Source organism: Staphylococcus sp. 11511212, assembly GCF_011394755.1.
Classification (GTDB): Bacteria; Bacillota; Bacilli; order Staphylococcales; family Staphylococcaceae; genus Staphylococcus; species Staphylococcus chromogenes.
Genome location: NZ_JAANBQ010000003.1, coordinates 522,157 through 542,478, shown reverse-complemented (window position 1 = coordinate 542,478; position 20,322 = coordinate 522,157). Strand labels below are relative to the sequence as shown.

At 36.6% G+C, this 20,322-nt stretch carries 17 protein-coding genes and 1 pseudogene; all 18 read left to right on the top strand.

The annotated features are described in order from the left end of the window. Window positions 1-27 precede the first annotated feature (27 nt). A complete protein-coding gene (gene rimP / locus G8Y84_RS04060) occupies window positions 28-495 on the top strand; it encodes a ribosome maturation factor RimP (protein WP_037573359.1) in 468 nt (155 codons plus the stop codon). A gap of 19 nt (window positions 496-514) precedes the next feature. Beyond that, window positions 515-1,547: pseudogene (gene nusA, locus G8Y84_RS04055) on the top strand (transcription termination factor NusA); the annotation flags it as partial. A 170-nt stretch (window positions 1,548-1,717) separates the two neighbouring features. Then, entirely contained in the window at window positions 1,718-2,005 is a 288-nt protein-coding gene (gene rnpM / locus G8Y84_RS04050; protein ID WP_037573364.1) for an RNase P modulator RnpM, read from the top strand. Continuing rightward, the gene (locus G8Y84_RS04045) at window positions 2,002-2,307 is read left to right on the top strand and encodes a YlxQ family RNA-binding protein (protein ID WP_037573366.1); all 306 of its coding nucleotides are present in this window, start codon (window positions 2,002-2,004) and stop codon (window positions 2,305-2,307) included. The genes rnpM and G8Y84_RS04045 overlap by 4 nt, the downstream gene beginning before the upstream one ends. A 16-nt stretch (window positions 2,308-2,323) precedes the next feature. Further along, window positions 2,324-4,471, top strand: a complete 2,148-nt coding sequence (infB, locus tag G8Y84_RS04040; RefSeq protein ID WP_037573368.1) for a translation initiation factor IF-2 — start codon at window positions 2,324-2,326, stop codon at window positions 4,469-4,471. A gap of 196 nt (window positions 4,472-4,667) precedes the next feature. Continuing rightward, window positions 4,668-5,051: a VOC family protein gene (locus G8Y84_RS04035; RefSeq protein ID WP_037573370.1), complete on the top strand. Its 384-nt coding sequence runs from the start codon at window positions 4,668-4,670 to the stop codon at window positions 5,049-5,051. Window positions 5,052-5,149: 98 nt separating this feature from the next. Continuing rightward, complete coding sequence (gene rbfA / locus G8Y84_RS04030; RefSeq protein ID WP_037573372.1) at window positions 5,150-5,494, top strand: 30S ribosome-binding factor RbfA; 345 nt, start codon at window positions 5,150-5,152, stop codon at window positions 5,492-5,494. A gap of 71 nt (window positions 5,495-5,565) precedes the next feature. Beyond that, window positions 5,566-6,483: a tRNA pseudouridine(55) synthase TruB gene (gene truB / locus G8Y84_RS04025; protein WP_037573374.1), complete on the top strand. Its 918-nt coding sequence runs from the start codon at window positions 5,566-5,568 to the stop codon at window positions 6,481-6,483. A 14-nt stretch (window positions 6,484-6,497) separates the two neighbouring features. Then, window positions 6,498-7,469 (top strand): bifunctional riboflavin kinase/FAD synthetase, encoded by a 972-nt coding sequence (locus G8Y84_RS04020; protein WP_105996629.1) that lies wholly within the window; start codon window positions 6,498-6,500, stop codon window positions 7,467-7,469. Between the two features lie 103 nt (window positions 7,470-7,572). Next, complete coding sequence (rpsO, locus tag G8Y84_RS04015) at window positions 7,573-7,842, top strand: 30S ribosomal protein S15 (RefSeq protein WP_037573379.1); 270 nt, start codon at window positions 7,573-7,575, stop codon at window positions 7,840-7,842. 163 nt (window positions 7,843-8,005) lie between these two features. Continuing rightward, window positions 8,006-10,111, top strand: coding sequence for a polyribonucleotide nucleotidyltransferase (gene pnp / locus G8Y84_RS04010; RefSeq protein ID WP_107370275.1), 2,106 nt, complete (start codon window positions 8,006-8,008; stop codon window positions 10,109-10,111). Window positions 10,112-10,388: 277 nt separating this feature from the next. After that, window positions 10,389-11,705 carry a M30 family zinc metallopeptidase gene (locus G8Y84_RS04005; RefSeq protein ID WP_107372170.1) on the top strand — a complete coding sequence of 439 codons (1,317 nt, stop codon included), beginning with the start codon at window positions 10,389-10,391 and terminating at the stop codon, window positions 11,703-11,705. 307 nt (window positions 11,706-12,012) lie between these two features. After that, complete coding sequence (gene rnjB, locus G8Y84_RS04000) at window positions 12,013-13,686, top strand: ribonuclease J2 (RefSeq protein WP_037573383.1); 1,674 nt, start codon at window positions 12,013-12,015, stop codon at window positions 13,684-13,686. 232 nt (window positions 13,687-13,918) lie between these two features. After that, a complete protein-coding gene (locus G8Y84_RS03995; protein ID WP_037573384.1) occupies window positions 13,919-16,270 on the top strand; it encodes a DNA translocase FtsK in 2,352 nt (783 codons plus the stop codon). Window positions 16,271-16,272: 2 nt separating this feature from the next. Beyond that, window positions 16,273-16,989, top strand: a complete 717-nt coding sequence (locus G8Y84_RS03990) for a GntR family transcriptional regulator (protein ID WP_037573385.1) — start codon at window positions 16,273-16,275, stop codon at window positions 16,987-16,989. A 30-nt stretch (window positions 16,990-17,019) separates the two neighbouring features. Beyond that, a complete protein-coding gene (gene yfmF / locus G8Y84_RS03985; protein ID WP_037573386.1) occupies window positions 17,020-18,294 on the top strand; it encodes an EF-P 5-aminopentanol modification-associated protein YfmF in 1,275 nt (424 codons plus the stop codon). Then, window positions 18,287-19,573, top strand: a complete 1,287-nt coding sequence (yfmH, locus tag G8Y84_RS03980; protein ID WP_165806126.1) for an EF-P 5-aminopentanol modification-associated protein YfmH — start codon at window positions 18,287-18,289, stop codon at window positions 19,571-19,573. The genes yfmF and yfmH overlap by 8 nt, the downstream gene beginning before the upstream one ends. Continuing rightward, window positions 19,573-20,277, top strand: a complete 705-nt coding sequence (gene ymfI / locus G8Y84_RS03975; RefSeq protein WP_037573389.1) for an elongation factor P 5-aminopentanone reductase — start codon at window positions 19,573-19,575, stop codon at window positions 20,275-20,277. The genes yfmH and ymfI overlap by 1 nt, the downstream gene beginning before the upstream one ends. Window positions 20,278-20,322: the final 45 nt, after the last annotated feature.

Below are 20,322 nucleotides of genomic sequence, written 5' to 3'. Positions count from 1 at the left end.
TTGTGTACCGCTGATAAGGGGGCTCGTATGAGTAAAGTTACAGAGCAAGTTGAAACACTAATCCAACCTGTCCTTGAAGCATTAAATTATGACTTAGTTGATATTGAATTTGAAAAAGAAGGTCGTGACCATTATTTGCGCATTTCAATTGATAAGCCAGGCGGTGTCGATTTAAATGACTGCACAATTGCATCAGAAAAAATTAGCGAAGTAATGGATGAACATGATCCAATTTCAGAAGCCTATTACCTTGATGTTGCTTCTCCTGGTGCAGAACGACCAATAAAAAAAGAAAAAGACTTTCATAATGCGATAGAACAACCTATCTTTGTTTCGTTGTATGCGCCTGTTGAAGGTGAAAAAGAATGGTTAGGCATTTTAAAGACAGTGACGGATACAGAAATTACTATGGAAGTTAAAATCAAAGCAAAAACAAGTCAAGTCAACATTCCGCGTGAGAAAATCGCAAAAGCAAGACATGCGGTCATGCTATAAATGTTAGGAGGAAGTATTAGTGAAAAGTAATGAATTATTATTAGCGACTGAATACCTTGAAAAGGAAAAAAAGATTCCTAGAGAGGTACTTGTGGACGCAATTGAAGCCGCTTTAATTACGGCATATAAAAAAAATTACGACAGTGCACGCAATGTACGTGTTGAATTAAATTTAGACAGCGGGACATTCCGTGTCATTTCTCGTAAAGAAGTCGTTGAAGAGGTTTTTGATGACAGAGAAGAAGTTGACCTTTCTACAGCACTCGTTAAAAACCCTGCCTACGAAATTGGCGATATTTATGAAGAAGATGTGACACCTAAAGACTTTGGCCGCGTAGGTGCTCAAGCTGCAAAACAAGCTGTGATGCAACGCTTGCGTGATGCAGAACGTGAAATTCTTTACGAAGAGTTTATCGACAAAGAAGAAGATATCATGACAGGTGTCATTGACCGTGTCGACCACCGCTATGTTTACGTAAATTTAGGACGTACTGAAGCGGTACTTTCAGAAGCTGAACGTAGTCCAAATGAAACATACGTCCCTAATGAACGTATCAAAGTTTATGTGAACAAAGTCGAACAAACGACTAAAGGACCACAAATTTATGTTTCACGTAGTCATCCAGGCTTACTTAAACGTTTATTCGAACAAGAAGTCCCTGAAATTTACGAAGGCACAGTCGAAGTAAAATCTGTGGCGCGTGAAGCAGGAGATCGTTCAAAAATCAGTGTGCATTCAGATAATCCAGATATCGATGCGGTTGGAGCATGTGTAGGTGCAAAAGGCGCACGTGTTGAAGCGGTTGTTGAAGAATTAGGTGGCGAAAAAATTGATATCGTTCAATGGAGTGAGGACCCTAAAGTTTTCGTAAGTAATGCGTTAAGTCCTTCACAAGTAGTTGATGTGATCGTAGACGAAGAAAATCAATCAACAACAGTAATAGTTCCGGATTATCAACTTTCATTAGCGATTGGTAAACGTGGTCAAAATGCACGATTAGCAGCTAAACTTACAGGTTGGAAAATTGATATTAAATCTGAATCTGATGCTAAAGATTTACAACTTGAAGATAAATTTATGACTAAAGAAGAACCATCAACAGAATCATCCGAAGTTGACGCATTAGAAGTTGACGCATTAGATGAAGAAGAGATTAAAAATGATTCATCATCAGAAGTAACATCTGACTCAGAACACGAAGACAAATAGGAGGGATTTTTAATGAAAAAAAGAAAAATTCCTATGCGCAAATGTATCTTATCTAATGAAATGAAGCCTAAGAAAGAAATGATTCGTGTCGTTCAAAATAAAGAAGGTGAAATTTCAGCAGATGCGACAGGTAAAAAACCGGGTCGTGGTGCTTATGTTTCCAAAGATGTTGCCCTAGTTGAAAAAGCCCAATCTGCAGAAAAACTAGAACAATTTTTTAAAGCCTCAAAAGAAGATTTAGATCCCGTTTATAAAGAAATCATTCGATTAATTTATAGAGAAGAGATTCCAACAAAATGACCGATAGCGCATTTTTAAATTTTCTAGGGCTCGCAATGCGTGCAGGCAAAGTGAAAAGTGGAGAAAGTGTCATCCTTAATGAAATTAAAAAGAAACGCCTTTCTCTAGTGCTCATTGCTAATGACGCATCAGACAACACTAAAAAAACACTGACAAATAAGTGTAAGAGTTATCAAATCCCTTATCGTATTGTAAGCAATCGCTTCGAATTAGGAGACGCAGTAGGGAAAGAAGTCCGAGTAAATATCGGCATCACCGATCAAGGTTTCGCGAAGAAATTAATCTCTATGATCGATGAATAAAGTAAGGAGTGGTTCAATGAGTAAACAAAGAATCTATGAATATGCCAAATCATTAAATATTAAAAGTAAAGATGTCATTGATGAATTAAAGAAGTCAGGCGTCGAAGTATCTAACCACATGCAAACATTAGAAGACGATCAAATTAAAACATTAGATCAAGCGTTCAAAAAGTCAAACACATCATCTGAACAAAAAGACGCTAAGAAAAATAATAATGCCTCAACACAACAACAAAAGAAAGATCAACCTAAGCAAAATAATAAAAAAAATAACACTTCTAAACAACCACAGCAAAAGAATAACGGTAATGCTAAAAACAACAAGAATAACAAACGTAATCATAAAAATAACAAGCAAAACCGTAACAATAAACAAAAACAAGCTCAACAACCTACAGAGCCAAAAGAAATGCCATCGAAAATCACTTATACTGAAGGGATTACTGTTGGTGAGCTCGCGGAAAAATTAGGTGTAGATTCATCTGAAATTATTAAAAAGCTATTTTTATTAGGTATTATGGCCAATATCAACCAATCCTTAGATATTGAAGCATTAGAACTCGTAGCATCAGATTATGGTGTTGAATTAGAAGAAGAAGTTGTTATTGATGATAATGACCTATCCATTTACTTTGATGACATTGAAAATGATGAAGATGCATCTGAGCGTCCAGCTGTTGTAACTATCATGGGACACGTTGACCATGGGAAAACAACTTTATTAGATTCCATTCGTAATACCCGCGTGACAGAAGGTGAAGCTGGCGGGATTACACAACATATTGGGGCTTACCAAATTGAAAATAATGACAAGAAAATCACGTTTTTAGATACTCCAGGACACGCAGCGTTTACGACAATGCGTGCACGTGGTGCCCAAGTGACAGATATTACAATTTTAGTTGTAGCTGCAGATGATGGTGTGATGCCACAAACAATTGAGGCAATCAATCATGCGAAAGAAGCAGAAGTACCTATTATTGTTGCGGTTAACAAAATTGATAAACCTACAGCGAATGCCGACCGTGTGATGCAAGAATTAACAGAATACAACTTAATCCCAGAAGACTGGGGTGGCGATACAATCTTCGTTCCATTATCTGCCTTAAGTGGCGAAGGTATCGATGATTTACTTGAGATGATTGGTCTTGTAGCAGAAGTCCAAGAATTAAAAGCGAATGCAGATAAAGCTGCAGTAGGGACTGTAATTGAAGCAGAATTAGATAAATCTCGTGGACCTGCCGCTTCCCTTCTTGTACAAAATGGTACATTACATGTGGGTGACGCGATTGTGGTGGGTAACACGCATGGTAAAGTACGTGCAATGGTCAATGATTTAGGTAAACGTATTAAAACTGCTGGACCTTCAACACCTGTCGAAATTACAGGTTTAAATGATGTTCCTCAAGCTGGCGATCGCTTCGTTGTATTCAAAGATGAAAAGAAAGCACGCCGTATTGGTGAAGCACGTGAACAAGAAAGTATTATCCAACAACGTCAAGAAAGTAAAAATGTGACATTAGATAACTTGTTTGAACAAATGAAACAAGGTGAAATGAAAGACTTAAATGTCATTATTAAAGGGGACGTTCAAGGTTCAGTTGAAGCACTTGCAGCCTCTTTAATGAAAATTGATGTTGAAGGTGTCAATGTACGTATCATTCATACTGCAACAGGGGCAATCAATGAATCCGACGTGACACTTGCCAATGCGTCAAACGGTATTATCATTGGATTCAACGTTCGACCAGATGCAGGTGCAAAGCGTGCGGCTGAAGCTGAAAATGTCGATATGCGTTTACATCGTGTAATTTATAACGTTATCGAAGAAATTGAAGCGGCGATGAAAGGGATGCTTGATCCTGAATACGAAGAAAAAGTCATCGGTCAAGCTGAAGTGCGCCAAACATTTAAAGTATCTAAAGTTGGAACAATCGCAGGTAGCTACGTGACTGAAGGTAAGATTACACGTGATTCTAGTGTGCGTATTATTCGCGATGGTGTTGTCTTATTTGAAGGTGAACTCGACACACTTAAACGTTTCAAAGATGATGCAAAAGAAGTTGCACAAGGTTATGAATGTGGGATTACAATTGAAAAGTTCAATGATATTAAAGAAGGCGATATTATTGAAGCGTACATCATGGTTGAAGTAGAACGATAAAATTAAAATCGATATGTTTTAGTTCTGAAAAAGGGGACGGGCAAAAGGATTGTCCGTTCCCTTATTTTACGTTGTAATTCATGGACTTAAGTAGAGTAAGATAGGGTATAATGGTGATGAATATTACAGTATAAACTGAATATGAGAAAAGAAATATGACGAAATTGACTTTCAATTTTAACTGAGAGGTGCAATGATGTTAGTGACAAATATGTGGTTTAATTTAGCTGTCAAAGATTTAAAGAAAAGTATAGCATTTTATAAAGCTATAGGTTTTGAAATTATGCAAAGACCTGAACAAGTGGGCCATATGTTTGGGATACAAGCAGGTGCGTCCTCTCCTATTATGTTCGTTGAGCATCCCACTTTTCATAGTTATTTACAACAAGAAGTGACCGGTCAAGATGTATTAATATCACTTTCCGTCACAAGCGAAAAAGATTTAGATGATTTAATTGTTCGTGTCACTGAAGCTGGGGGGTCACTTGTCCAACCGAAACATCAACGTGATGGGTTTCTAGGCTGCGTATTTCAAGATATTGATCATCATTTTTTCAATGTTCTTGCTTTTAATGATTGAGTCAGAGCGGATTGCTCATTGACGGACATTTCAACTGTCATTTATAATGTTATTTTGAAGTCAAAGCTATGAATTTAAATATAAAGAGGTGACAAACTATGAATATGAGAGCACAACGCGTCGGTGAACAAATGAAAAAAGAATTAATGGATATTATCAACAATAAGTTGAAAGACCCACGTATCGGATTTTTAACGATAACTGATGTGCAACCGACAAATGATTTATCATTAGCAAAGGTTTACTGTACAGTACTTGGTAGTGATAAAGAACGTGAAGACACGTTTAAAGGGCTTGAAAAAGCAAAAGGCTTTATTAAAACTGAGGTCGGCCAACGTATGCGCTTACGTGTCGTACCAGAGTTACAGTTTGAATACGACGAATCTATTGAGTACGGAAATCGTATTGAACAATTGATTCAAGATTTACACAAAAAAGATTAAAGTTATTAGAGAAGGATACGTCACGCGACCAAAAGTGGGCCGTGTCCTTTTTTATGTAAAGGGGTGAAACAATGTACCACGGTATTTTACCAGTATATAAGCCACGTGGCATGACGAGTCATGATGTTGTATTCAAATTACGTAAAATTTTAAAAACGAAAAAGATAGGACATACAGGAACATTAGACCCTGAAGTTGATGGGGTATTGCCTATTTGTATCGGTCAAGCGACTAAGGTGAGCGATTATGTGATGGACATGGGTAAAACGTATCAAGCAGAAATTACCTTAGGGATAGCCACAACGACTGAAGATCAAACGGGGGAAGTATTGGAACAGACAATTATCGAAGAAGGAGATGTGACCAATACTCAAATTGATCAAGTTTTAGCTTCCTTTCAAGGCATCATCACACAAATTCCTCCGATGTACTCTTCTGTCAAAGTCAACGGTAAGAAACTTTATGAATATGCTAGACGTGGAGAAACAGTAGAACGCCCGGCGAGACAAGTCAAGATTACGCACATAGAAAGATTAAATCAAGTGGATTTTGATAAAGAATGTGCTACATTTAGTATAGAAGTATCATGTGGGAAAGGCACTTATATTCGGACATTAGCAACTGATATTGGAAAACAGCTGAACTTGCCAGCACATATGTCGCGATTGACGCGTTTGGAAAGTGGTGGCTTTCATATAGACCAAGCATTATCACTGGAAAGGATTGCAGAAAAGCATCAAAACCATACATTGTCTGATTTTATTTTACCTATGATATATGGATTAAAAGCTTTGCCAATGGTTTACATAGAGGACAAACAATTAAAGCAACGTATTTCAAATGGTCAAAAATTGTCGCGACAACAATTTAATATGACCACACAAAATCAACTTGTTTTTGTGGATGCAGCGACTGATGCAGTTATAGCTATTTACGAAGCACATCCTACACATCGCACTGAAATTAAACCGAAAAAGGTGTTTAACTAAAGGAGCATAGGATTATGGAAGTTATAGAAATTACACACCCCATTCAACCTGAGCAATATATTCAAGACGAGATTGCTATCGCATTAGGATTTTTTGATGGATTACATCGAGGTCATCAAGCGTTAATTCATAAACTTGACGAAGTGGCTTCATCACGTGGATTAAAAAAAGCAGTGATGACATTTGACCCCCATCCCTCTGTTGTACTCAATCCTAAACAAAAAAGAACGACTTATTTAACGCCTTTAGATGACAAAATCGAATTACTCCGCCAATATGATATTGATTATTGTTTAGTCGTTAATTTTTCGTCTCGATTTGCGGATGTAAGTTCTGATGATTTTATACAAGAATATCTGTTGAAAAACCAAGCCCACGTGATTGTGGCTGGATTTGACTTTACATTTGGTAAATATGGTAAAGGCAACATGGCAATGCTACAAGAATATCAAGACCAGTTTGAATGTATCACTGTTGGAAAGCAAGATTTAAACAATGAAAAGATTTCTACAACTGCCATACGTGAGGCGCTGAAAACAGGTGATTTGCAAAAGGCAAACGACCAACTCGGCTATCGTTACCAAATTAAAGGTACTGTAGTTCAAGGTGAAAAAAGAGGTCGTACGATTGGTTTTCCAACCGCCAACATTCAACCAAGTGATGATTATTTATTACCTGCGAAAGGGGTATATGCCGTAAGTTTACGTATCGGGTCAAGCGACAGGGTATACAGAGGCGTTTGTAATGTAGGCGTCAAACCTACATTTCACGATGATCTTCCACAAGTCGTTATCGAAGTGAACATCTTTGATTTCAACGAAAATATTTATGGGGAACGTGTGGTACTCGTATGGCATCATTATTTACGTCCAGAGTTGAAATTTGATGGGATTGATCCACTCGTTGCTCAAATGAATCAAGATAAAGAACGCGCGAAATATTTACTTGCTGTTGATTTTGGTGATGATGTATCATATAATATATAAGGTCTGAAATTAAGACGCTTGACCTTAGTCTTGGTAGGTCGAAACTCCGACGCCTCACTCAGATTAAGGCATCTTAAAACAAATAAAAGGAGGAAATTGACACATGGCAATTTCACAAGAACGTAAAAACGAATTAATCAAAGAATACCGTACACACGAAACTGATACGGGTTCACCAGAAGTTCAAATCGCGGTATTAACTGCAGAAATTACTGCATTAAACGATCACTTACGTACACATAAAAAAGACCACCACTCTCGTCGTGGTTTATTAAAAATGGTAGGTCGTCGTCGCCATTTATTAAACTATTTACGTGAAAAAGACATTCAACGTTACCGTGAACTTATCAAATCATTAGGTATCCGTCGTTAATGTAACATCACATTGAAAGAAAGAGGCCAGGTTTTGGTTTCTTTCTTTTTTTACTATATGACGCTTTTTATCTAGAAAGCGTTTGTGTCGCGTTTTATATGTAAGCTATAATAAGTAATGAAATATTGATGAAATGTAATCGAAGTAGGAGAGGAGATTATACATGTCTCAAGAAAAAATGGTATTTAAAACGGAATGGGCGAACCAACCGTTAACAATAGAAACAGGGCAACTTGCAAAACAAGCAAATGGCGCCGTCTTAGTCCGTTACGGAGATACTGTTGTATTGTCAACAGCGACAGCATCGAAAGAACCACGTGATGGTGATTTTTTCCCTTTAACGGTCAATTATGAAGAAAAAATGTATGCAGCAGGTAAAATTCCAGGAGGATTTAAAAAGCGTGAAGGACGTCCAGCGGATGAAGCTACATTAACTGCGCGTCTTATCGACCGCCCAATTCGACCGTTATTTCCTGATGGCTATCGCCATGATGTACAAATCATGAACATGGTATTGAGTGCAGACCCTAATTGTTCTCCTGAAATGGCAGCAATGATTGGTTCTTCTATGGCATTGAGTGTTTCAGATATTCCATTCCAAGGGCCTATTGCGGGTGTCAACGTGGGTTATGTTGATGGGGAATACGTGATCAATCCAAATTTAGAACAAAAAGCGCAATCTCGTTTAGATTTAGAAGTGGCGGGACATAAAGATGCAATTAACATGGTAGAAGCGGGGGCCAGTGAAATTACAGAAGCGGAAATGTTAGATGCTATTTTATTCGGTCATCAAGAAATCCAACGTCTCTGTGCTTTCCAAGAAGAGATTATTGCGCATATTCAACCAGAAAAACACGAATTTGTTCCTGCTGAAAAAAATGAAACTTTAATTGATTCAGTTAAAGCCAAAGCTGAAGATTATAAGCTGAACGATGCAATTCAAACGATGGAGAAACAAGCCCGTGAAGCGAATTTAGATGCGGTTAAAGAAGCGATTCTTGCTGAATATATAAATGAAGAAGATCCAGAAAATGAAGCATTACTTAAAGAAGTAAACAGCATTATCAATGCCTTAATTAAAGAGGAAGTTCGACGCCTTATCGCCGATGAAAAAGTGAGACCAGATGGCCGTAAACCAGATGAAATTCGTCCACTATCGTCTGAAGTTGGGTTACTGCCACGTGCGCACGGTTCTGGTTTATTTACTCGAGGCCAAACTCAAGCATTGTCAGTATTGACTTTAGGTTCAATTTCCGAATATCAAATTATTGATGGTTTAGGTGAAGAAGAACACAAACGTTTTATGCACCATTACAACTTCCCGAACTTCTCAGTAGGGGAAACTGGTCCTGTACGTGCACCAGGGCGTCGTGAAATTGGGCATGGAGCGCTCGGCGAACGTGCTTTGAGATACATTATTCCGGACGAGAAAACGTTCCCTTATACTGTACGTATTGTAAGTGAAGTTCTTGAATCGAATGGCTCATCTTCTCAAGCATCAATTTGTGGATCTACATTGGCATTAATGGATGCAGGTGTACCGATAAAAGCCCCAGTTGCAGGTATCGCAATGGGACTTGTAACACGAGATGAAAGTTATACGATTTTGACAGATATTCAAGGGATGGAAGATGCCCTAGGTGACATGGACTTTAAAGTTGCAGGAACTAAAGAAGGTATTACAGCCATTCAAATGGATATCAAAATCGATGGATTAACGAAAGAAGTGATTGAAGAAGCACTTGAACAAGCGCGACAAGGGCGTTTAGCAATTTTAGAACATATGTTACAAACCATCGATCAGCCACGTGCTGAATTAAGTGCTTACGCACCTAAAGTAGAAATTTTAATGATTAAACCAGAAAAAATCAGAGATGTCATTGGACCAGGTGGTAAGCAAATCAATGAAATCATTGATGCTACGGGTGTAAAATTAGACATTGAGCAAGATGGTACGGTATATATCGGATCTACAGAACAAGAGATGATTAATCAAGCGCGTGCTTGGATTGAAAGTATTGTTCGTGAAGCTGAAGTGGGTCAAATATATGAGGGTAAAGTCAAACGTATTGAAAAATTTGGCGCCTTCGTTGAATTGTTCCCAGGTAAAGATGCACTCGTTCACATTTCACAAATTGCGAACGAACGTATCAATAAGGTTGAAGATGTCTTAAAAATTGGGGATACGTTAAAAGTAAAAGTGACAGAAATTGACAAACAAGGTCGTGTCAATGCGTCTCACAAAGTATTATTAAATTCTAAAGCATAATATTATAGGTAATTCAAAACAAAAGCAGTGAAACGATATTTTAATGTCGTTTCACTGCTTTTTTATTTTTCATAATTTGGAAAATGAAAAATAACTTCTAAAATTTTTACTATATGAAAATGGTAAAGATAAAGGGCTATATGAGGCTCGCTCATTAAGTAGTAGAACTAAAGTTATTCTAATAAAATATATTCAATTTATTAGATAAAATTAATATTGATTTGTATTTATATAAATGCTAAGTTAAAACTAATTAAACTTTAAGGAGGAAGATTCAATGTTCAAAAAGAAAAAAATGGTAACGTCGCTTGTCGCAAGTTCAATGGTAGCAGTATTTTCTTTGAGTCCCTTAGCGGAAGCACATACATATATTATAAATAATGAAGAGACGAATAAAGAAGCAAATGAGTCTTTCATTGGAAATTTTAAAGAGAATCGTTTGAAAAATAACACGATTGATACGATAAAAGCGAAAAATTTACAATCATATCAAGAAGATAAAGTCTTTAAAGCGCCTAAAGAAAAAACACCTATCACAGATAGAACAAGAAAATCTGAAAATGCGCTTTCCAATTCTAAATTAGAAGATACACGTGTCTTTACGACAGTAAACATGCAAACGAACGCAAATGAACGAACAAAAGCGACACTAAAATATAATGGGACAGCTACAAATGTATGGGTAGCTGATGATTACATTTCAGACCAACAAGCCAAAAATATTGGACGAGAATTTGATCAGAAGATTGACCCGCTTGTAAAAGAAAAGTTTGGTGAACCTTCAGATGTCGATAAAGATGGGAAAGTCAATATTTTAGTGTACGATATTAAAGATGATTTTGATGTTACAGGATCATATACAGGAGGCTATTTCCATCCAAGAGACCTTTATGATGTTCCTAATTCAAACCGTGCTGAAGTGTTCTATATGGATACTTATCCATCCATGGGAACAGATCGAACGCGTTTGAATGAAAAGAAAGTGTATTCAACATTAGCTCACGAATACCAACATATGGTGAATGCGAACCAAAAATTATTAAAAGAGAAGAAAGAAGACGGCATGGATGTTTGGTTAGATGAGGCATTTGCGATGGCAAGTGAGCATTTGTATTTAGGTAAACCGCTAGAACACCGAATTGATTATTACAATCATTCGAATTCGATTGCCAATGGACATTCTTTAATCAAATGGAATCATCGTGGAGATGTTCTTTCTAATTATGCGTTGTCATACCTTTTCTCTCAATATTTAAGTGCTCAAAGTGATAATGGAGATGCCATATTTAAAGAAATCTTGCAAGATCCTGCAGATACAAGCGAAGCATTAGAAAAGGCCATACAAAAACATGTCGATCCTAACATGACTTTAGGTGAATTTATGAGTCATTTTAGAGTAGCCTTAGAGAAAAAAGAGGCGACAGGATTAGATGGATTCAAAGGAGAAGCTAGCTTTAACAGTATTAATCCTAAACCAGTCCGACAACTTCCTCAAACACTAGCACCTCAAGGTTCAGTGATGTTCGAGTCCACAGAGGAATTTGAAATACCAAAAGATAAAGATGATAACATTAAATATATAAAAATAAAATAATAAAGCATTTAGGTGCGAGGAAAGTCCTCCCCCTAGAGTTTGAAAGCCATCAAAATTTACCCTTAGATAAGTTTTGATGGCTATTTTAATGTAACTTTAAAAATAATACTGTGCAAGTAAGGTTGAGTTTCTAACGGACACTTGAGATTTATTAATGATTTATAAATGAATGCTAGAGATTTTATCAATTAGCAGTTTAATTTGTGAATAGCATGAAATGTTTTAATAGTGTACAGAAGATAGGTTATCAACTATAATAAAATATGAATGTACAATGGACGGGTTATATTTATTAGGAGGTAACATTTTGAATTTAGTAAAGAAGAAAAATAAAAATATTCGCATCATCCCCCTAGGTGGCGTCGGTGAAATTGCGAAAAATATGTATATAGTTGAAGTTGACGATGAAATGTTTATGCTTGATGCTGGATTAATGTTTCCAGAAGATGAAATGTTAGGTATCGATATTGTTATTCCAGATATTCAATATGTGATTGAAAATAAACATAAACTAAAAGGAATTTTCTTAACACACGGCCATGAACATGCAATTGGAGCAGTGACTTATGTGCTTGAACAAGTGGATGCACCGGTGTATGGATCAAAATTAACAATCGGACTTGTTAAAGAAAATATGAAAGCGCGCCAAATCGATAAGAAAATTAGATATTATGTAGTGAATAATGAATCTATTATGCGTTTTAAAGGTGTAAATGTCACATTTTTTAATACAACTCACAGTATTCCAGATAGTTTAGGTGTATGTATTCATACGTCTTATGGTGCCATTGTCTACACAGGTGAATTTAAATTTGATCAAAGTTTACATGGGCAATATGCGCCAGACATTCAAAAAATGGCTGAAATTGGTCAAAATGGTGTGTTTGCGTTACTTAGTGACTCAAATGAAGCAGAAAAGCCAGGGTACAATACACCAGAAAATGTTATTGAATCACACATGTATGACGCTTTTACGAAAGTGAAAGGACGTTTGATTGTTTCATGTTTTGCATCTAATTTTATTCGTATTCAACAAGTGTTAAATATTGCATCACGATTGAATCGCAAAGTATCATTTTTAGGACGTTCACTCGAAAGTTCGTTTAACATAGCGCGTAAAATGGGATACTTTAATATTCCTAAAGATTTACTTATTCCAATAAATGAAATTGAAAATTATCCAAAAAATGAAGTCATCATTATTGCAACAGGAATGCAAGGTGAACCTGTCGAAGCGCTCAATCAAATGGCCCGTCAAAAACATAAAATTATGAATATTGAACCGGGTGATTCTGTCTTTTTAGCGATTACAGCTTCTGCCAATATGGAAGTCATTATTGGTGATACTTTAAATGAATTAGTACGTGCAGGTGCAGAAATTATTCCGAACAATAAAAAAATTCATGCCTCAAGTCATGGCTGTATGGAAGAATTAAAAATGATGCTGAATATGATGAAACCTGAGTATTTTATTCCTATTCAAGGGGAATTTAAAATGCAAATTGCCCATGCTAAGTTGGCAAGTGAATCAGGGGTACAACCAGAGAAAATCTTTTTAGTTGAAGCTGGCGACGTTATTAATTTCGATGGCAATGATATGACTTTAAACGAAAAAGTTCATGCAGGTAACATTTTAATTGACGGTATCGGTGTTGGTGATGTCGGGAATATCGTTCTTCGAGACAGACATTTATTGGCACAAGATGGTATTTTCATTGCAGTCGTCACATTAGACCCTAAAAATAAAACGATTGCTGCCGGTCCAGAAATTCAATCTCGTGGTTTTGTCTATGTGCGAGAAAGTGAAGCACTCCTTAAAGAAGCAGAAGAAAAAGTACGAGAAATTGTTGAAGAAGGCTTACAAGCCAAACATATCGAATGGTCTGAAATTAAACAAAACATGCGTGATCAAATTAGTAAACTACTATACGAAAGCACACGTCGCAGACCAATGATTATTCCAGTCATCTCAGAAATATAAGAAACAAAAAGAACTGAAAAAATGTATGCAATCGAATCCCTCTCTTTGAAAAGACCGTCATTTTTAAAGAGAGGATTCATTTTTTTACATAAAGATTACGGTATAATAAAGAGTAGTGTAGATTTTATTACGTATTCATTAATGGATATTTCATACAATAATACATATTACAAAGTAGCAAGGACTCCATTCATATAGAACAAAGATTTAAGAAAGAAGAAGGTGACTTTCATTGGCACAAGCAAAAAAACGAAAATCGCAAACGGCGACACGCAAAAAACGTACCACGAAAAAGAATAAAAAAGATAATTCGGTACGTTTTATATTAGCGATTGTTTTTGTCATTATGATCATGCTTGGCCTCTTTCAACTTGGTATTGTAGGCATAGCAATTGATAGCATATTCAATTATTTATTTGGGTTAACGCGTTATCTTACATATATTCTATTACTTTTAGCTACAGGTTTCTTAGCTTATAATGGTAAGTTGCCTAAATCTCGTCGACTTACAGGGTCAATTTTACTTCAAATAGCGTTACTATTTGTTGCACAATTGTATTACCAATCCGTTGGAGGGATGAGAGCTAAACGTGAGCCTGTCCTTTCATTTGTGTATCAGCAATACGAACTAACACATTTCCCTAATTTTGGGGGAGGACTATTTGGCTATTACTTTGTTCACATATTGACACCACTGATTTCGATTGTCGGGGTGACTTTATTAACGATTGTTTTATTAGCTTCTAGTATCATTTTGTTATTAAAAAAACGTCATCGAGACGTGACAAAATTATGGTTTGAAACTTCAAAATCAGGCGCTTCAAAATCATATGATAAATATCATGATTTTAAATTGAAACGTCGTGAAGCGCGTCAACAAAGAACAGAAGCAAAACGCTTAAGAGACAGACCAAAAGATGTATCACACTTTAAAGAAGTCCCTGAAGACACAACGGAAAGTGCTTTTGATGTGCCAACGATTCCAATTTTTGGACATGAGGATCATCAAGAAAATACAAGACAAGAATCAAATGAAGCACCGGCGTCTACTGAAGCGTCTGTGACACCTTCTAAACCGGCGCCCCCTCAACGACAAACTAAAACAGAAGAACCTCCTTCAACGCATACGAATGAAGGTTCAATTTCAGAAGCGGGTGAAGTAGAAAATCAAGCCTATGAACTACCTCCACTCACTTTACTTGATGAACCTAAAAAGCAACAAACGACAAGTAGAACAGAAGTTCAACAAAAAGGAAAGCTATTAGAAACGACACTTAAAAACTTTGGCGTGAATGCCAAAGTCACACAAATAAAAATTGGTCCAGCGGTCACACAATATGAAGTACAACCCGCACAGGGGGTAAAGGTAAGTAGAATTGTCAACTTACATAGTGATTTGGCCTTGGCACTTGCGGCTAAAGATATTCGTATTGAAGCGCCGATTCCTGGAAAGTCCGCTGTAGGTATTGAAGTGCCAAACGAAAAAATTTCACTCGTTTCTTTAAAAGAGGTCCTTCAAGAAAAATTCCCAACACAAAATAAGCTTGAAGTTGCTTTGGGAAGAGATATTTCTGGTGAACCGATGACCGCGGAATTGAATAAAATGCCACATCTACTTGTGGCAGGTTCAACAGGGAGTGGTAAATCTGTTTGTATCAACGGCATTATTACAAGTATTTTACTCAATGCAAAACCACATGAAGTAAAACTTATGATGATTGACCCAAAAATGGTAGAATTAAATGTGTACAATGGTATTCCACATTTATTAACTCCAGTTGTTACGAACCCGCATAAAGCTTCTCAAGCATTAGAAAAAGTGGTCGGTGAGATGGAGCGACGTTACGATTTATTCCAACATTCTGGCACACGCAATATTGAAGGTTTTAATGCGCTAGTTACACGAAAAAATGAAGAATTAGGCGAAAAAGAGCCATTACTACCTTATATTGTTGTAATTGTTGATGAGTTGGCAGATTTAATGATGGTAGCAGGTAAAGATGTGGAAACAGCGATAACACGTATTACGCAAATGGCACGTGCTGCTGGGATTCATTTAATTATTGCGACGCAACGTCCTTCCGTTGATGTAATTACGGGACTCATTAAAAATAATATTCCGTCACGTATCGCTTTTGCGGTAAGTTCTCAAACGGACTCACGCACAATCATCGATAGTGGAGGTGCAGAAAAATTATTGGGTAAAGGAGACATGTTATTTATCCAAAATGGAGGTTCTGTGAGAACACGTGTGCAAGGGGCTTTTTTAAGTGATAATGAAGTACAAAAAGTTGTAGATTATGTTGTCGCACAACAGTCCGCAAACTATGTTAAAGAAATGGAACCTGATGAAGTGGTTGAACAAGGTGAAGCGGAAAGCGATGATCCTTTATACCATGAGGCTTATTTGTTTGTGATTGAACAACAAAAAGCGAGTACATCGCTTTTACAACGCCAATTTAGAATAGGCTATAATCGCGCATCTCGTATCATGGATGATTTAGAAAGAAATCAAGTGATTGGGCCGCAAAAAGGTAGTAAACCGAGACAAATTTTAGTGGATTTAAATGATGGAGAGGTGTAAATATGTCTGTGACGCCAGAAGTAAATAAAGTTAAATCATGGATTTTACAACAAATTGACTCAGAAGCATTGAAACCGGGAGAGTCATTACCAAGTGTTTTAAATTTAGCACGTACATGCGACGTTGATACAGAGCATGTGACAGTGGCGATTCATGAGTTAATTACCGAACAAATCGTAACGGAAAACTTTGAGGAAGGGGCGCGGGTCAATATACCGCAACCTTTCTTCTATCCGTTAGACGAATTAATGAGCATCACTCGTATGATTTCAGAAAAAGGATATGAACATGGGACAGTTTTCTTAAGTCTCGATGAAGAGCCCGCTTCACTCCATGATAGCCAAGTAATGAATATTGAACCCAATGAAAAAATCACTGTAATCGAACGGATTCGCACAGCTGATAATCATCCTGTAGTGTATTGTCTCGACAAAGTAGCTACGAATGTCCTCGACTATTTTGGGCAACATGATCAACCCAAGTCCATTTTAAAAGCGATTGAACAAGTGACTGAAAAAGAAATCTCATACGCCGAAACTGAAATACAAGCCATTAGCTATGAACCATACATTTCTGATGCATTAGAATCTGACCCGCAAGATGGCATTATGTTATTAAAACAAGTGCACTATACAAAAGATGGCACACCTATTTTATATTCATTAAATTACTTTAAAAGTAGTTTAGTTAAGTTTCGTACGATACGAAAACGTCTATAATATATTACATGATTCAAAGGAGGAGATTATTTGAACGAGACACAATCATCATCTTTAGACGCTATACATATTCATAAAACAGATAAATTTAAAACGACAATGATTACTTTTAAATTTATGGCACCACTCAATATTGAAACGATGACAAAGCGCTCACTTTTAAGTAAGTTACTGATTCGCGCTACTGAAAAATGGCCTACGGATAAAGCATTTAATCAGCATCTTTCTTCTCTTTATGGGGCCTACATAAACAGTTACGTTTCAAAATTCAAAGACCGTCACGTGTTGACATTGACATTAGAAATCGTTAATGAACGTTATCTCAAAGATGCGACACCTTTACTTGAAGAAGGAATTGACCTATTGAAAGAGGTCTTATACGCGCCGTTGGTAGAAAATAGTGGCTTTAATGCAGGCTTTTTAAAACAAGAAAAAACTTTATTAAAGAAAAAATTAGCTGCAATTGAAGATAACAAATCTCAACTAGCTTATTTAAATTTATTAAAGCATATGTTTGGAGATCATCCTTATCGATACATGGCCGCAGGTGAACTTGAATATGTGGATGCAGTCACGCCCGAAGACATTTATCATACATATCGTCAACTCTTAAACGAAGATTTTTGTCATGTTTATGTGGTGGGGAACGTAGACGTGGAACATACTAAGAAAAGACTTGCGAATACCTTCCATTTCAATACAAATAAAATAGACTTCCACTCTATCGCTCAAGATATTGCACCTTTAAAGGCAGTCAAAGAGAAAGTTGAATTCGACGAAGTAGATCAAGCCAAATTGAATTTAGGCTTCCGCTTCCCGACCGCATTGGGTCAACCTGATTACTATGCGTTTGTCGTATTCAACACGATGTTTGGTGGGGATCCTTCATCCGTATTGTTTAATGAAGTACGTGAACAAAAAAGTCTTGCGTATTCAATTCACTCACAAATCGATGGAAAAAACGGTTTCCTTTTTGTGATGAGTGGTGTTTCATTAAAGGATGTAAAATTAGCGCAAACAACAATTATTGAGGCATTTAATCGTTTTAAAAATGGAGAATTTAGTAAAGATAAACTAGAACTCGCGAAAAAAATTATCTTGTCTCATCGTAAAGAAGCAAAAGACCGTCAAAAACACATAATTGAAGTCATGCATAACCAACTTTTAGTTTCAAAAGATGAAAATGAGCGTTCATTTGAAGAGAAAATTAAAAGTGTGACGTCAGAAGAGGTACAACAACTCTGTCAACGTGCACAACTTGATACGATTTATGTCATGACGAAGGAAGGTGAATCTCATGCATAAGACTTATTATGAACAAATTGACGAAACCGTTTATACAGAAGTCCTAGATAATGGGTTGAATGTTTTTATCATCCCTAAAAAAGGCTTTCAAAAAACTTTCGTCACTTATACGACAGCTTTTGGTTCACTTGATTTTCGTTTTAAACCTCATGAAACTGAGACATTTGTAACTGTACCCGATGGGGTGGCTCACTTTTTAGAACATAAATTGTTTGAAAAAGAAGAGGGCGATTTATTTACTGATTTTGCAGAACATGATGCACAAGTGAATGCATTTACAACATTTGATCGCACAAGTTATCTATTCAGTGCAACAAATCATTTAGAAGAAAATATCATTCGACTTCTAAACATGGTAGAAACACCATACTTTACTGAAGAAACAGTCGAAAAAGAAAAAGGGATTATAGCTGAAGAAATCAAAATGTATCAAGAACAGCCCGGATACAAACTAATGTTCAATACGTTACGTGCGATGTACCATCAACATCCAGTGCGCGTAGATATTGCAGGCAGTGTAGACAGTATTTATGACATTACAAAAGATGACTTGTATCTTTGTTACAATACCTTTTACCACCCTTCAAATATGGTTTTATTCATCGTTGGAGATGTAGGGCCAAAACATATCATGGAAGTCATACAACAACATGAGGCCGCACGACATATTAAAGCACAACCTCAAATTGAACGAGATCCTTTAGAGGAACCTACGCATGTCGTGCAACATAAAATTGTTGAAGAAATGCCTATTCAATCACCACGCTTAATGCTTGGTTTTAAAAATAACTTATATGCCGCTTCAGACACTCAACGCGTGAAAGAAGATATTGAAATGTCATTCTTTTTTGAACTTATATTTGGAGAAGAAACAGATTTCTACCAAAAACTTTTAGATGGAGCCTTTATTGACGATACTTTTAGTTATCAAACAGTGATTGAACCTACCTACAGTTTTTCACTGATTACATCTGCAACAACAGAGCCCGATCAATTAAAACAGTTGTTACTTGAAGAACTACAAAATAATCTAGGGAAAATACAAGATTGTCACGCATTTGATTTGCTTAAAAAACAGTTTATTGGTGAGTATGTGTCTAGTTTGAACGCCCCTGAATATATTGCCAATCAGTATACTAAATACTATTTTGATGGTGTAAGTTTATTTGAACTATTAGACATTATCGAGGAGATTTCTTTAGACTCAATGAATCAAACGGTTTTAAAACGTTTCAATTTAGAGCAAATTGTAGACAGTCGTTTGGAGATGAAATCGTAATGAAAGCACTCGTTGTTGGTGGATCTGGATCTATCGGGCAAGCGATTGTGGCTGATTTGTTAGAACAAGGATATGAAGTTGTTGTGACCTATCACCAAACGCCTTTAGACACATTACAAGAAAAATTTATGCATCAACCGGTCCAGTTTATTCAAGTAGATTTAACGCAATCGATAGAATTGGATGTGCTGTTTGGTGAGGTTAAAAATATTGATGTTCTGATTTATGTGAGCGGTCAAAGTCTGTACGGTTTACTTCAAGATACGACCGATATACAACTTGATAATATGTATCGTGTACACGTTTACCATCTAATTAAGATGACGCAATATTTTCTTCACCAATTGATTCAAAGTGAACAAGGACGTCTTATTGTCATTTCTTCTATATGGGGAGAAACCGGGGCGAGCTACGAGACGATTTATTCAACAATGAAAGCAGCACAAATTGGTTTTGTTAAAGCAATGAGTGAAGAACTAGCATTAACACGTGTGACTGTGAATGCGATTGCGCCTGGCATTGTCTCAGGACGTATGACAGAAGAACTTGAGGCAAGTGATTTGGAGGCAGTTCTTGAAACCATTCCTCAACAACGGCTCATCGAACCAGAAGAAATCGCCAATACATGTCGCTATTTAATATCTCCATTAGCCAAAAGTGTCACTGGAACAGTACAACGAATTAATGGTGGTTGGTACCGTTAGTTTGGTATAATACCATTAACATGTCACACATTGGGATAGGGGTGT